The 12,601-nt window shown below is 65.0% G+C and carries 15 protein-coding genes; 6 read left to right on the top strand and 9 right to left on the bottom strand.

The window, feature by feature from the left end; all coding sequences use genetic code 11:
• Nucleotides 1–4: 4 nt before the first annotated feature.
• The 6 genes from M8J71_RS10290 to M8J71_RS10265 all read right to left on the bottom strand — a co-directional run bounded on the left by M8J71_RS10290 (nucleotide 5) and on the right by M8J71_RS10265 (nucleotide 4,776).
• Nucleotides 5–1,096 carry a lipoate--protein ligase family protein gene (locus M8J71_RS10290; protein ID WP_256247807.1) on the bottom strand — a complete coding sequence of 364 codons (1,092 nt, stop codon included), beginning with the start codon at nucleotides 1,094–1,096 and terminating at the stop codon, nucleotides 5–7.
• Between the two features lie 114 nt (nucleotides 1,097–1,210).
• A complete protein-coding gene (locus M8J71_RS10285) occupies nucleotides 1,211–1,468 on the bottom strand; it encodes a type B 50S ribosomal protein L31 (RefSeq protein ID WP_090956047.1) in 258 nt (85 codons plus the stop codon).
• Nucleotides 1,469–1,610: 142 nt separating this feature from the next.
• Complete coding sequence (locus tag M8J71_RS10280; RefSeq protein ID WP_256247806.1) at nucleotides 1,611–2,420, bottom strand: TrmH family RNA methyltransferase; 810 nt, start codon at nucleotides 2,418–2,420, stop codon at nucleotides 1,611–1,613.
• 7 nt (nucleotides 2,421–2,427) lie between these two features.
• On the bottom strand, nucleotides 2,428–3,213 hold the full coding sequence (locus tag M8J71_RS10275) for a sulfite exporter TauE/SafE family protein (RefSeq protein ID WP_256247805.1): 786 nt from the start codon (nucleotides 3,211–3,213) through the stop codon (nucleotides 2,428–2,430).
• Nucleotides 3,214–3,230: 17 nt separating this feature from the next.
• Nucleotides 3,231–4,016: an ABC transporter ATP-binding protein gene (locus tag M8J71_RS10270; protein ID WP_163163657.1), complete on the bottom strand. Its 786-nt coding sequence runs from the start codon at nucleotides 4,014–4,016 to the stop codon at nucleotides 3,231–3,233.
• A 70-nt stretch (nucleotides 4,017–4,086) separates the two neighbouring features.
• Nucleotides 4,087–4,776 carry an LmeA family phospholipid-binding protein gene (locus M8J71_RS10265; RefSeq protein ID WP_256247804.1) on the bottom strand — a complete coding sequence of 230 codons (690 nt, stop codon included), beginning with the start codon at nucleotides 4,774–4,776 and terminating at the stop codon, nucleotides 4,087–4,089.
• A 63-nt stretch (nucleotides 4,777–4,839) separates the two neighbouring features.
• On the opposite strand from M8J71_RS10265, the gene M8J71_RS10260 reads away from it, so the two are divergent.
• On the top strand, nucleotides 4,840–5,691 hold the full coding sequence (locus M8J71_RS10260) for a class I SAM-dependent methyltransferase (protein WP_256247803.1): 852 nt from the start codon (nucleotides 4,840–4,842) through the stop codon (nucleotides 5,689–5,691).
• Between the two features lie 51 nt (nucleotides 5,692–5,742).
• The gene (gene serB / locus M8J71_RS10255) at nucleotides 5,743–6,636 is read left to right on the top strand and encodes a phosphoserine phosphatase SerB (protein WP_256247801.1); all 894 of its coding nucleotides are present in this window, start codon (nucleotides 5,743–5,745) and stop codon (nucleotides 6,634–6,636) included.
• Nucleotides 6,637–6,706: 70 nt separating this feature from the next.
• Here the strand turns inward: serB and M8J71_RS10250 are convergent, their stop codons facing one another.
• Nucleotides 6,707–7,468, bottom strand: a complete 762-nt coding sequence (locus M8J71_RS10250; protein ID WP_256247800.1) for an SDR family oxidoreductase — start codon at nucleotides 7,466–7,468, stop codon at nucleotides 6,707–6,709.
• A 186-nt stretch (nucleotides 7,469–7,654) separates the two neighbouring features.
• Here M8J71_RS10250 and M8J71_RS10245 point away from each other — a divergent pair, with 186 nt between their 5' ends.
• Nucleotides 7,655–8,035: a DUF5655 domain-containing protein gene (locus tag M8J71_RS10245; protein WP_256247798.1), complete on the top strand. Its 381-nt coding sequence runs from the start codon at nucleotides 7,655–7,657 to the stop codon at nucleotides 8,033–8,035.
• 23 nt (nucleotides 8,036–8,058) lie between these two features.
• Here M8J71_RS10245 and M8J71_RS10240 read toward each other — a convergent pair whose 3' ends face one another.
• Nucleotides 8,059–8,784, bottom strand: coding sequence for a beta-ketoacyl-ACP reductase (locus tag M8J71_RS10240; protein WP_256247797.1), 726 nt, complete (start codon nucleotides 8,782–8,784; stop codon nucleotides 8,059–8,061).
• A 152-nt stretch (nucleotides 8,785–8,936) separates the two neighbouring features.
• Here M8J71_RS10240 and M8J71_RS10235 point away from each other — a divergent pair, with 152 nt between their 5' ends.
• Genes M8J71_RS10235 through M8J71_RS10225 form a run of 3 tightly spaced genes read left to right on the top strand, consistent with a single transcriptional unit; the run spans nucleotide 8,937 to nucleotide 10,513 of the window.
• Nucleotides 8,937–9,371 carry a DUF3099 domain-containing protein gene (locus tag M8J71_RS10235; protein ID WP_256247796.1) on the top strand — a complete coding sequence of 145 codons (435 nt, stop codon included), beginning with the start codon at nucleotides 8,937–8,939 and terminating at the stop codon, nucleotides 9,369–9,371.
• Nucleotides 9,368–9,637, top strand: coding sequence for a hypothetical protein (locus tag M8J71_RS10230; protein WP_256247795.1), 270 nt, complete (start codon nucleotides 9,368–9,370; stop codon nucleotides 9,635–9,637). The genes M8J71_RS10235 and M8J71_RS10230 overlap by 4 nt, the downstream gene beginning before the upstream one ends.
• A complete protein-coding gene (locus tag M8J71_RS10225; protein WP_256247794.1) occupies nucleotides 9,638–10,513 on the top strand; it encodes an SURF1 family cytochrome oxidase biogenesis protein in 876 nt (291 codons plus the stop codon). It begins immediately after the preceding gene.
• Nucleotides 10,514–10,836: 323 nt separating this feature from the next.
• Here the strand turns inward: M8J71_RS10225 and M8J71_RS10220 are convergent, their stop codons facing one another.
• Nucleotides 10,837–12,435, bottom strand: coding sequence for an ABC-F family ATP-binding cassette domain-containing protein (locus M8J71_RS10220; RefSeq protein ID WP_256247792.1), 1,599 nt, complete (start codon nucleotides 12,433–12,435; stop codon nucleotides 10,837–10,839).
• Between the last annotated feature and the right edge of the window lie 166 nt (nucleotides 12,436–12,601).

Genomic DNA, 12,601 nt, shown 5'->3' with positions numbered 1-12,601 from the left:
AAGCTCAGGGAACCCGGTGGAGCCAGTCGTCGGTGCCGAACTTCGTGTCTACCCGCTCCCGCGCCGTGGCCAGTTCCGCCTCGGTCAGTTCCGAGGGCGTGGCGCCGTAGCGCTCCGTGAAGACTTCCATCATGGCCGCGATGATCTCAGCTCTGGCCAGGCCGGTCTGGCGGCGGAGCGGGTCCACCCGTTTTTTGGCGCTGCGGGTGCCCTTGTCCGAGAGCTTTTCCTTGCCGATGCGGAGCACTTCCACCATCTTGTCGGCGTCGATGTCGTAGCTCATGGTGACGTGGTGCAGCATGCCGCCGTTAGCCAGGCGCTTCTGTGCCGCGCCGCCGATCTTGCCCTGGTCCGTGGCGATGTCGTTCAGCGGCACATAGAACGCGGTGATGCCCAGTTTCTCCAGCGCGGCCATGACCCAGGCATCCAGGAAAGGGTACGAGTCGGCGAAGCTAAGGCCGTCCACCAGCGTCTGGGGCAGGTACAGCGAGTACGTGATGCAGTTGCCCGCCTCCATGAACATCGCTCCCCCGCCGCTGATGCGGCGGACAACGTTGATGCCGTGCTTCGCCACGCCGTCGGGATCCACCTCGTTGCGGTACGACTGGAAGCTGCCGATCACCGTTGAGGGCTCCTGCCAGTCCCAGAACCGGAGCGTGGGGCTGCGGCGGCCGTCGCCCACCTCCTCGGTGAGGACCTCATCGAGCGCGACATTGATTTCGGTGGGCAGAACAGTGGGCGGGATGAGGTTCCACTGGTGGTCCGCCCAGGAGGTGGCTTTGGCGAGGGCACGGCGGACAGCGATCGCCACGGCGTCGGCCGAGAAGCCGAACAGGGCGGCGCCCTCCGGCAGCGAAGCCGTGACGGCGGCGGCAAGCTCGGCCGCCGTCGTCGTGTCCGGCAACCCCGTCAACCCGCGGTTGATGTCCAGGAGCGCTTCGTCGGGTTCCAGGAAGAAGTCCCCGCTGACGGATACGTCGGCCAGCCGGCCATCCACAACGTTGAGGTCGACCACGACGAGCTTGCCGCCGGGGACTTTGTACTCACCGTGCCGGCGGGACGTGGAATCAGCAGCTGGAGCGGGCGTGGCAGTCATGCTTCCATCCTGCCCCAGAACGGCCCGGCCCCTGAAACGATGCCGGCCGTTAACGCGAAAAGCCCGCACCGTCGCCGGTGCGGGCTTTCCCTTTGAAGCTTGGAGGGAAGTGAATTACTTCTTGCCGCCGAAGCCCTTGAAGCGAGCGTTGAAGCGCTCGACGCGGCCTGCGGAGTCCATGATGCGCTGCTTGCCCGTGTAGAACGGGTGGGACTCAGAGGAGATTTCGACGTCGATGACCGGGTAGGTGTTGCCGTCTTCCCACTCGATGGTCTTCGAGGAAGAAACGGTGGACTTGGTCAGGAACTTGACGCCGGAAGCCAGGTCGTTGAAAACAACAGCTTCGTACTTCGGGTGGGTATCAGACTTCATAATGGGACCTTTGTTCGCACAACTGGATTTTGCCAGCTGCCAGGTATGAATGGGATGGCCGCATTCCGCGCCGTAAGACGCAGGGCAGCCAGCTATCAATAATAGCGGATAACCGGGATGCCCGCGAACCGCCTGCCGGCCCCTAATCCCGGGGGCGCAGCTCCCAGAAGGCAACGGCCGATGCCGCTGCAACGTTCAGCGAATCCACGCCGTTGCGCATGGGGATCTTCACGGCGAGGTCGACGGCGGCGAGCGTCTCCGCGCTCATGCCGGCACCCTCGGTGCCCAGTACCAGGGCGAGCCGCTCCGGATTCTGCGCAGCGACGGCGTCCACGTCCTGCGCATCCTCCGTCAGCTCCAGGGCGGCCACGGTGAACCCCTGGTCCTTGAGCACGTGGAGATCCTCCGGCCAGCTGGTGAGGCGGGCCCACGGCACCTGGAACACAGTGCCCATGCTCACGCGGACGCTTCGCCGGTAGAGGGGGTCGCCGCAGCGCGGCGAAACAAGGACAGCGTCAATGTCCAGGGCGGCGGCCGAGCGGAAAATGGCACCCACGTTGGTGTGGTCCACGATGTCCTCCAGGACGGCCACCCGCCGTGCTCCGGCCAGCAGTTCCGGCAACGGGACAGGCGCCGGGCGCTGCATGGCAGCCATGGCACCGCGGTGGAGGTGGAACCCGGTGATCTCCTCCAGCAGGGCGGCACTGCCGATGAAGGCGGGAACCTGAGGGTAGGCGCCGAGGATGTCCTGGAGGTCGTCCAGCCACTTTTCCGCGAGGAAGAAGGACCGGGGCTGGTGCCCTGCGGCGAGGGCACGTCGCAGCACGCGGGACGATTCAGCGATGTACATGCCCTCAGCCGGTTCGCGAAGCTTGCGAAGGTGCACGTCCGTGAGCTGGGTGTAGTCGGTCACGCGGGGGTCCGCGGCGGACTCGAGATAGTGGATTGTCACCGGGTGATTATTTCAGCAGATTCGCGATCATGAATCCGAGGGCCACCAGGCCAAGGACGAAGATCACACCGCGGAGCACTGCCGGGGAAAGCCGGCGGCCCACCTTGGCGCCCAGCAGGCCGCCGATGCTTGAGCTGATGGCGATCAGCAGCACCACCAGCCAGTTGATCCGGTCGAACGCGAACAGCAGGTAGGAGATTGCTGCCACCAGGTTCACGCCGAGCACCAGGATGTTCTTCATGGCGTTGGCGTTCTGGATGGTGCCGGTGAGGAACACGCCCAGGATACCAACGAGCAGGATTCCCTGGGCAGCCACGAAGTAGCCGCCGTAAACACCGGCAAGGTAGACGAGGACCACCAGGAGAACGCTGTGGCGCTTGTCCCGTACGGCGTGCTCCGGATTCTCCTCGCGGTTGCGGACCCAGACCTGCATCCGGGGCTGGAACACCACCATCAGGAGGGCCAGGACCAGGAGGACCGGGGCGACGTAGTGGAAGACCTGTTCGGGGAGGTGCAGCAGCAGCCAGGCGCCGGAAATGCCGCCCAGGAGGGACGCCGGAAGGAGCCGCAGCAGCTGGCGGCCGCGGCCTTTCAGTTCCCGGCGGTAACCGAAGGCACCGGCGGCGGTGCCAAAAACAAGGCCCATGGCGTTGCTCATGGAGGCCACAACGGGTGTGACGCCCAAGGCGATCAGGACGGGGAACGTCACCAGTGTTCCGGAGCCCACCACAGCGTTGATGGTGCCGGCCCAGAGGCCGGCGATGGACACAAAGATGCTGCTGAGAAGATCCAAGGTGCTGCGGTGCCGCCCTAGCGGCGTGCGACGGCGGTGTACCGGCCGCCGTTGACGGTCACATCCAGGTCCAGCCCGAAGGTGGTGCTGAGGTGTTCGGCCGTCAGCACGTCCGTGATGGGGCCAGCGGCAACCACTCCGCCGTCACGCATCAGCATGGCGTGGGTGAAGCCCGGCGGGACTTCCTCAAGGTGGTGGGTGACCAGGACCATCGCCGGTGCTGCCTCGTCACGGGCGAGTTCCCCAAGCTTGTGGACGAGTTCCTCGCGGCCGCCGAGGTCCAGGCCCGCGGCAGGTTCATCGAGCAGCAGCAGCTCGGGATCAGTCATCAGTGCACGGGCGATCTGGACGCGCTTGCGCTCTCCCTCGGACAGTGTGGCAAAGGTCCTGTTCAGGAGCGGGCCCATCCCCCAGTCGTTGAGCAGGCGGAAGGCCCGCCGCTCGTCGTCGCGCTCATATCCTTCCCGCCAGCGGCCGGTGACGCCGTAAGCGGCGGTGACCACAACATTGAGGACGTTCTCGTGTTCAGGGATCTGGGTGGCAAGGGCGGCAGAGGAAAGGCCAATGCGGGGGCGGAGTTCAAAAACGTCCACCCGGCCCAGGATTTCGTCCAGGATTCCGGCTTTGCCGCTGCTCGGGTGCATCCGGGCGGCTGCGATCTGGAGGAGAGTGGTTTTGCCGGCGCCGTTGGGGCCGAGGATTACCCAGCGTTCGCCTTCGTTAACTTCCCAGTCAATCTTGTCCAGCAGGGTCTTTTTACCTCGGACAACGCTAACGGAAGCCAATTCCAGAACATCACTCATAGGAGTAGACACTAGGACAAAAAAGAGGCTGACTGATAACCGGTGTCCCGGCCGGACAGGAGGCGTGAAGTTACCGGACGAGCCGGACGTCTTCGCCCCGGAGGTTGGCCCGGAAACCGTCCCCCTGAACGGCGACGTCCTGGAGCACGAGGCCTTCGGGCAGGCCCTCAATGTCATGCTCTATGGTTACGAGCCCCCGCACGACGGCGGCGGTGGCGTCGGAGAGGAAAGCCGGCCCGCCGAAGTCGATCGAGCGTGGCTCGACGACGAGCCTGCCGGCCTCAACCTCCACCGTGCCGGTGGCTATCACGCGCAGTTTACGGCCCAAGGCCTCGACCGTGCGAAGCACCGTGGCCTGGCCGCCGTCAGCGGCGCGGACCTCGGTGCCGTTGCCAAGCTCCCCGGCGACAACCTCGAAGGGCACGGTCGCGTCTACAACGAGCCGGGAAGCGACTGGCCCCTCCGGTCCCGTGGTCACGTCCTGCCCCACAACCCGGACGTCCCGGAGCGTTGAGCCCGCGGACACCACTGTCCCGGCATCCAGCGAAAGGTCCGCCAGCCACACCTCGTCCTCGCGCAGGCCGGCAGGAGGCTCTGCGCCCGGCATACGTCCGGTGCCCGCTGTCGGCGACGGCACAGGCCCTGCCTCCCCGGCGGCCGGTTCGCTCACTACAAACCAAAGGACCGCAGCCGCGACCCCCAGGACGAGGAGCATTCCAGTTGCACCGATCAGCCAGTCCTTCGCGCGCTTCCACTCCATCGGGACAGTCTGTCATTGGGGAGGTAGCAGGTGGTCCCGCTTGCCTCTGCATATACTCGCCACGTGAGTAACAGCCGGATTGGAATCGATTGGGATGCCGCGCGTGCGAGCAACCGTGCCAATTGGGAAGACCGGGTTCCCCTGCACGAGAAGGCATACGCGATCACCGAGTTGGACGACCCGAACCATCTCACCGGCGTGGTCCGGACGGACCTGGCCGCACTCGCGCCATTCCTCCCTGGCGGCACTGTCTCCGGCCTCGATGTGTGTCATCTTCAGTGCCACATAGGCACCGACACACTTTCCCTGGCCCGGGCCGGTGCCCGGGTCACCGGTGTGGACTTCTCACCAGGTGCTCTGGCATCCGCCGCCGGCCTGGCACAACGCCTGGGCCTTGACGCCACGTGGGTCGAGTCCGATGTCCTTGAGGCCCGTGACGCCGTCGATGGTGATTTCGACCTCGTGTACACCAGCATAGGAACCATCAACTGGCTGCCGGACCTTAGCCGCTGGGCCGGGCAGGCAGCAGCGCTTCTGCGGCCCGGAGGAACGTTCTACATCCGCGACGGGCACCCTGCCCTCTACGCCATTGATGAACATGCCGACGGACTGCAGCTTCGATATCCGTACTTCGGCAATGGCGAGGCGCAGCTATGGGACGCCGAGTCCACCTACGCCGGCGACGGCAAGGTGGCCCACTCCCGGACGTATCAGTGGGCACATCCTTTGTCGGAAATCATCAACTCCCTCATCGCGGCGGGTCTGCAGATTCTTCATCTGGGCGAGGATAAAACTCTTCCGTGGAAGTTCTCACCCCGCATGGTTGAGGTGGCAGACGGATTCGCGTGGCCGGAATCCGAGCGTGATCTTGTTCCCTGTACCTACACGATTGTCGCCAGGAAGGCAGGCGGGTAGCCGCCGCAATGAATTCAAGGGACTCCTCCCCGGCTGACTAAGATTGCAGGCATGACTTCGAACGTGACCGCCGTCAGCTATGGCCTGAATGTAACCCCAACCGGGCTGGAGCAGCTGCGGTCCGTCCTCACCGGACAAGGCGCTGCCCTGCTGTCCGAAACGGACCGTGGCGACGAGCGGTACCAGGTGCACGTGGCCGCACTTCAACTTCCGGACGCCACTGCGGCCGGGATCGCTGGGCTGCGTCGCGCCGTCGCCGAGGCGTCGATCGCCGGACTGGACACCGCGCTGGTCCCCAACGGCCTACGCCGGGCCGAACGGAAACTCCTGATCATGGACGTGGATTCCACCCTGATCCAGCAGGAGGTCATCGAACTCCTCGCCGCCTACGCCGGGAAGCGAGAAGAGGTGGCTGCTGTCACCGAAGCTGCCATGCGCGGCGAGCTGGACTTCACCCAGAGCCTCCACGCCCGGGTGCAGGTGCTCGCGGGGCTGCCGGCCGACGTCGTGCATTCCGTCCGCGAAGAGGTGAAACTCAGCGAGGGGGCCGCCGAACTCGTGGCTGCGTTCAAGGCCGCGGGCCATGTGGTGGCCGTGGTGTCGGGCGGGTTCAACCAGATCCTGGAGCCGATAGCCGCTGAACTGGGGCTGGACTACTGGCAGGCGAATGAGCTGGAGATCGTGGACGGTGCCCTGACCGGCAAGGTGCTGGGCGCAGTAGTGGACCGGGCGGCAAAGGAAAAGTACCTGCGTGAATGGGCGGCCACCGAGGGTATCGCAATGGAACACACCGTGGCGGTGGGCGACGGCGCCAACGACCTTGACATGCTCGGCGCCGCCGGGATCGGCGTCGCGTTCAACGCTAAGCCTGCCGTGCGCGCCGTGGCAGACGCCGCCGTCAACATGCCGTACCTCGACGCCGTGCGCCACGTGGCAGGCGTCTAATCCGCTGAAGTGCAATAGGCCCACACCATCAGGATTCCCTGACGGTGTGGGCCTATCCGGCGTCTGCGGCCTAGCTTGACTGGCCGGCACCCTTGCCGAAGTAGTCGGCTCCGCCCGCGTATTCGGTGTGGCCGGACTCGACGTCGGCGGTAGCCATGCCGGCCACCACCTCCGCGAACTCTTCCACGGAGTAGAGCTTTCCGGCTTCGGCCCGGCGCGCTTCGATTGCGCCGGGGGTGGAGCGGTCAAGGAGCGTTGCGGTGACGGTGCCCTCGATCATGTCGCCGGACACAACCACCAGGGTGATGCCCTTTTCGGCGAGGCTGGGGATGAGTTCGCGCAGCGCGTCTTCCCCGGCACGCTTGCTGCGGGCCACTGGCTCGTAGGCCTCCATGGTGGGCACGGTGTTGATGAAGTGGGCCTGGTGGCTGGTAACGAACACCACGCGCGAGCCTTCCTTCATCAGGGGCACGGCTGCGTTGAGCATGTTGACCTGGGCGTCGCGGTTCAGTTTGAGCGCGTAGTCCTCGCCCATGCCGGTTTCCATGCCGCCGGAGGCGTTGAGCACCAGGATGTCCAGCGTTCCGAAGTTTTCCATGGCGGCGGAGGCCAGGGCCTGGACGCCTTCCTGGGTGGTGAGGTCCGCGCCCACGGCCACGGCACGCCCACCGGCGGCTTCAATTCCCTGCACTACCTTGTTGGCGCGCGGCGCCTTCTGGCGGTAATTAACCACGACGGCGGCACCCTGGCCGGCGAGGATCTTGGCTACGTCAGCCCCAATGCCGCGCGATGATCCGGTGACGATGGCGGTCTTGTTGTCCAGCAGTCCCATACGAGCTCCCTTTGTTCGAAACGTCTAAATCGCTGAAGGTCTGCAGTCCATCATGCCAGCGGCCCCTGCCGATCCGCTTGTGCGACCCCCACAAAGAAGGTGGCGACGGCTAGTTGGGCGGAACGCCCGGGCGCCGGGACAGGCCAACGGGCCTCCCCACAGAGTGACCCGGCGTAGGCTCGCCCTATGGAAAAGCAGGCGGGCGCGTCCGGTGCCGCGTCCACTCCGGAGCAGGTGTTCAAGGGTTCTCCGGAAGGGCTGCAGATCTGCGCGGCCGTCCAACGCGTCATAGCTCATGAGGCCACGGTGCGGACCACCACCAGCCAGGTGGCTTTTCGGAACCGGCGCGGGTTCGCCTATGTCTGGAACCCGCGCCGATACCTGAAGACCAACGTTCAGGCAGTGCTGTCCATCGCCCTGCCACGGCGCCTGGAATCCGGCCGGTTCAAGGAGATCATCCATCCGTCCCCTGGTGTCTGGATGCACCACCTGGAACTAAACGGCGTGGACGAGGTCGATGGCGAGGTGGCAGATTGGCTGGCGGAGGCGTTCGCTGCCGCCGGGTGATGATGCTGTTTGCCGCTACCGGGTCAGTGGCCCATGCCCAGGCCGCCGTCCACGGGAATGACAGCGCCCGAGATGTAGGCGGCTTCATCGCTGGAGATCCAGCGGACCACGTTGGCAACCTCTGTGGCCTCGGCAAAACGGCCTGCCGGGATGCTGGACAGGTAGTCCTTCTGGGTGGCTTCAGGCAGTTCAGCGGTCATGTCCGTGTTGATGAAGCCGGGGGCCACTACATTGGCCGTGATGCCGCGTGAACCCAGTTCGCGGGTCAGGGAACGGGCGATGCCCACCAGGCCGGCCTTCGAAGCGGAGTAGTTGATCTGGCCGGGGGCGCCATACAGGCCGGACACCGAAGAGATCAGGACCACGCGGCCCTTGCGCAGGCGGATCATGCCCTTGGAGGCACGCTTGATGACCCGGAACGCACCAGTCAGGTTGGTGTCGATAACGGAGGTGAAGTCGTCTTCGCTCATGCGCAGCAGCAGGGTGTCCTTGGTGATGCCGGCGTTCGCCACGAGGACTTCCACCGGCCCATGGGCTGCTTCCACTTCCTTGAAGGCTGCATCCACGGAGGCTTCATCGGTGACGTCGGCCTTCACACCCAGGATTCCCTCCGGCAGCTTGGACTCGCTGCGGTAGGTCACGGCCACCTTGTCCCCGTTGGCCAGGAACGCTTCGGCGATGGCCAGGCCGATGCCGCGGTTGCCGCCCGTGATGAGGACGCTGCGGGGGGCGGTGGCTGCTTCAGTCATGAAAAAGGCTCCGGATTTCTGCGGCAATAGGCCACTTTAGAAGAGGGGTGATTTGGCTGACTTCGATCTTAGCGTCAGCCCCGGGCCTGGTTTGGGTGCCACTGCCGTTGATGAGAGAATTGACCTAAGCCTTTGGAGCGTGATCAATCACCGTGACCCTTGAAAACCATGCGGGACAATCCGCGCCTGGAGAACCCGAGCGGTTCTCCGGCGATTCGGAAGTCCACAGCATTACAGATGCCGCGGGAGCCCATTCCGAGGACATGCACCAGCGCATGGTCAAATACGCGCTGGCCATGGGAATCCGCATGGTGTGCCTGATCCTGATCTTCGTGGTGGACGGCTGGCTTAAGATCGTTATGGTTGCCGGAGCAGTGTTCCTGCCCTGGATTGCGGTTGTTATAGCCAATGGCAACGACAAGGCCGAGGGCCACAGCGACCTGCTGCTGGATTCTGCGCCGCTGGCCGAGATTGAGAGCCCGCCCGCTCCCACCCCGGATGATGGGCACGGCAGCGAGGTCCTGCAGGGCGAGTTGATTGATGACGACGACGACACACCATACGGGCAGGAGCGAAGGGCATCATGAGTATTTTTGACTTCGCAGCGGGAACCGATCCCACCATGGCGGAAGCCGCTGCCATCTGCTCGCGGAAGGCGTGCCGGGCCCAGGCATCCTGGCAGCTCCAGTGGAACAACCCCAAGATCCACTCCCCCGAGCGCCGCAAGACCTGGCTGGCTTGTGCAGACCACCGGGACTGGCTGGAGGATTACCTCCAGACCCGCGGGCTGTGGAAGGAAACTCTGCCGCTGGCGGATTACCGCGTGTCCGTTGCCCTGGAGCAGGACAGCTGAATGTACCGTTTCCTCTTCTCCAGCAAGTGGCTGGGTTATCTCCTGCTGGCTGCCATCTTTGCGTCCGCCTGCGTTTTCCTGGGTCGCTGGCAGATGGACCGGCGCGCGGAGGCCCTGGCGGAGATCAACCGTGTGGTGACCAACTACTCGGCCACGCCCATCCCCTTTTCGAAGGCCAAGGAACAGTTCAGCAACAGGCTGGACCCTGCCATGGAGTGGACGCAGGTGGAGCTGAAAGGCTCGTACCTCGCCGATGAGCAGCGCATCGTCCGGAACCGGCCGCTGAACGGCCAGCCGGGCTATGAGGTGGTTGTCCCGTTCCGCCTCACCACCGGCGAAACCGTAGTGGTTGACCGCGGATGGCTGCCCATCGGCAACAAGAATCCGGGCAGCCCTGATTCGGTGCCCGAACCTCCTGCAGGTGAGGTGACCGCCGTCGTGCGTTTGAAGCATCCGGAGCCGGAACTGCAGCGTGGTGCGCCGGAAGGCCAGCTGGCTTCCATCGACCTCGCCGCCTACGCGGCCGAGCTCGAGCATCCACTGCTCACCGGGGCGTACGGCCAGCTCGCCTCCGAGACTCCGCCTGCCGCCGAGATGCCATTGCCGTTCCCGAAGCCGTCCACCGAGGAGGGCACGCACTTGTCTTACTCGTTGCAGTGGTTCGCATTCGGCGTGCTGATGTTTGTCGGCTTCGGCTACGCGGCCCGCCAGCAGGCCCGCAACGCAGCGATCGACGCCGAAGACGACGACGAGGAGTTTGGGCGGCCAGCCCATTCAGCGACTGCCGCTACCCGCCGTCCTTCCGCACCACGCAAACGCAAGCACGCGACCTCGGAAGAAGAGGAAGACGCCCTCCTGGACGCCCAGGGCTACTGAAGACCCCCCGCGGTTCTGCGTCGTCAGCTGCCTCCGCGTGCGTAGTTCCGTTCGCTTCGCAACATGCAAGGACGACGGCGGTCCAGGCGCTCGCAGGTAGCATCGCATCCGGTCCTACCACAACTCAATGTTCAGCATAACCTACCGGCAACTTCAAGAAATAACCGAAGCGCTGGAACTGAAGGTGCGTTGAAGCGTAAGGCTCCAGAGGCACGAGCGAAGCGGCGTAGGTGATTTATGTAGCGTGCGTCAGAGGCGACGAAGGAGCCAGCACGCGGGAAATCGCCTGCGTCGCGTAGCGGAGCCAACCGGGAAGGGCAGGCTTACGCCAGGGTTATCAGGTCCAGGTAGTCTTCGTTCCAGTGGTCCTCGACGCCGTCGGGCAGCAGGACGACGCGCTCGGGGTTGAGGGCTTCGACCGCCCCTTCGTCGTGGCTCACCAGGACGACGGCGCCGCTGTAGTTCTTGAGGGCGCCCAGGATCTCGGCGCGGCTGGCGGGGTCGAGGTTGTTGGTGGGCTCGTCCAGGAGCAAGACGTTGGCGCTGGAGGCCACGATGGTGGCCAGGGCCAGGCGCGTCTTCTCGCCGCCGGAGAGGACGCCGGCGGGCTTGTCGACGTCGTCCCCGGAGAACAGGAAGGAGCCCAGGATGCCGCGCACCTCTGCGTCCTTCATGTCGGGAGCAGCGGACCGCATGTTTTCCAGGACGGTGCGGTCGACGTCGAGAGTCTCATGTTCCTGGGCGTAGTAGCCCACCTTGAGGCCGTGCCCGGCGATGACGTCACCAGTGTCGGGCTTGTCCACGCCGGCCAACATGCGCAGGAGAGTAGTCTTCCCCGCGCCGTTGAGGCCGAGGATAACAACCTTTGAGCCGCGGTCGATGGCAAGGTCCACGTCGGTGAAGATCTCCAGTGAACCGTAAGACTTGCTAAGGCCTTCGGCTGTCAGCGGAGTCCTGCCGCAGGGCGACGGGTCGGGGAAGCGCAAGGCTGCCACGCGGTCCTGTTCGCGGACGGCCTCCAGCCCGCTCAGCAGGCGCTCGGCGCGCTTGGCCATGTTTTGCGCCGCGACGGCCTTGGTGGCCTTGGCCCGCATCTTGTTGGCCTGGTCAAAGAGGACCTGGGCCTTTTTCTCCGCGTTGGCACGTTCCCGCTTCCGGGCACGCTCGTCGGTTTCGCGCTGGGTGAGGTAGCGCTTCCAGTCCATGTTGTAGAAGTCGATCTGGGCGCGGTTGGCATCGAGTAGGAAAACCTTGTTGACGGTGGCTTCGAGCAGTTCGGTGTCGTGGCTGATCACGATCAGTCCGCCCTGGTGGTTTTTCAGGAAGTCGCGAAGCCAGGCGATGGAATCGGCGTCAAGGTGGTTGGTGGGCTCATCGAGGAGCATGGTCTCGGCATCCGAGTAAAGAATCCGGGCGAGCTCCACGCGGCGCCGCTGGCCACCGGAAAGGGTCTTGAGCGGCTGGTTCAGGAGACGGTCCGGCAGCGCGAGGTTGGAGCAGATTGCCGCCGCCTCGGCTTCGGCTACATAGCCGCCCGCCGCCAGGAACTCGGACTCAAGCCGGTCATACCGGTTCATGGCCTTGCGCTGGACAGCTGCGTCTTCGCTCGCCATCTCTTCATGGGCCAGGCGGAGCTTGCCGACGGCGATGTCCAGGCCGCGGACGGACAGGATCCGGTCCCGTGCGAGCTGCTCCATGTCCGGGGTGCGGGGATCCTGGGGCAGGTAGCCGATCTCGCCGGTGCGGGTGACTTTGCCGGCTGCAGGGAGCCCCTCCCCTGCGAGAACCCGTGTCAGCGTGGTCTTCCCGGCGCCGTTGCGGCCCACCAGGCCGATTTTGTCTCCCTTGTCGATGCGGAAGCTCACCTGGTCCATCAGGAGCCGGGCGCCGGCACGCAGTTCAAGATCCTGGACAGTAATCACAGCAGGTAAAGCCTTTCACAGAGGGATAAGCCGCAGCCCAGAGCGTCTGTGGTGGGCGTGGGCGGCAATGGCCGACAGAACGGCCCATCCAAGTCTACCGTCCGCACCTGCGCAGTAGAACCGCAGGACGGGTGGAGGCTGTACGGTTCCAGCTGCCGGGCGCGAT

The organism is Pseudarthrobacter sp. R1 (assembly GCF_024494415.1).
Lineage (GTDB): Bacteria > Actinomycetota > Actinomycetes > Actinomycetales > Micrococcaceae > Arthrobacter.
The sequence above is the reverse complement of the archived record's forward strand: the minus strand, read 5'-3'. Positions and strand labels throughout refer to the sequence as shown.

What these genes read in the sequence shown, in the direction of transcription:
- M8J71_RS10290 (WP_256247807.1), bottom strand. Translation starts at nt 1,096, where the DNA reads ATGACTGCCACGCCCGCTCCAGCTGCTGATTCCACGTCCCGCCGGCAC.
- M8J71_RS10285 (WP_090956047.1), bottom strand. Translation starts at nt 1,468, where the DNA reads ATGAAGTCTGATACCCACCCGAAGTACGAAGCTGTTGTTTTCAACGAC.
- M8J71_RS10270 (WP_163163657.1), bottom strand. Translation starts at nt 4,016, where the DNA reads ATGAGTGATGTTCTGGAATTGGCTTCCGTTAGCGTTGTCCGAGGTAAA.
- M8J71_RS10265 (WP_256247804.1), bottom strand. Translation starts at nt 4,776, where the DNA reads ATGGAGTGGAAGCGCGCGAAGGACTGGCTGATCGGTGCAACTGGAATG.
- serB (WP_256247801.1), top strand. Translation starts at nt 5,743, where the DNA reads ATGACTTCGAACGTGACCGCCGTCAGCTATGGCCTGAATGTAACCCCA.
- M8J71_RS10250 (WP_256247800.1), bottom strand. Translation starts at nt 7,468, where the DNA reads ATGGGACTGCTGGACAACAAGACCGCCATCGTCACCGGATCATCGCGC.
- M8J71_RS10245 (WP_256247798.1), top strand. Translation starts at nt 7,655, where the DNA reads ATGGAAAAGCAGGCGGGCGCGTCCGGTGCCGCGTCCACTCCGGAGCAG.
- M8J71_RS10240 (WP_256247797.1), bottom strand. Translation starts at nt 8,784, where the DNA reads ATGACTGAAGCAGCCACCGCCCCCCGCAGCGTCCTCATCACGGGCGGC.
- M8J71_RS10230 (WP_256247795.1), top strand. Translation starts at nt 9,368, where the DNA reads ATGAGTATTTTTGACTTCGCAGCGGGAACCGATCCCACCATGGCGGAA.
- M8J71_RS10225 (WP_256247794.1), top strand. Translation starts at nt 9,638, where the DNA reads ATGTACCGTTTCCTCTTCTCCAGCAAGTGGCTGGGTTATCTCCTGCTG.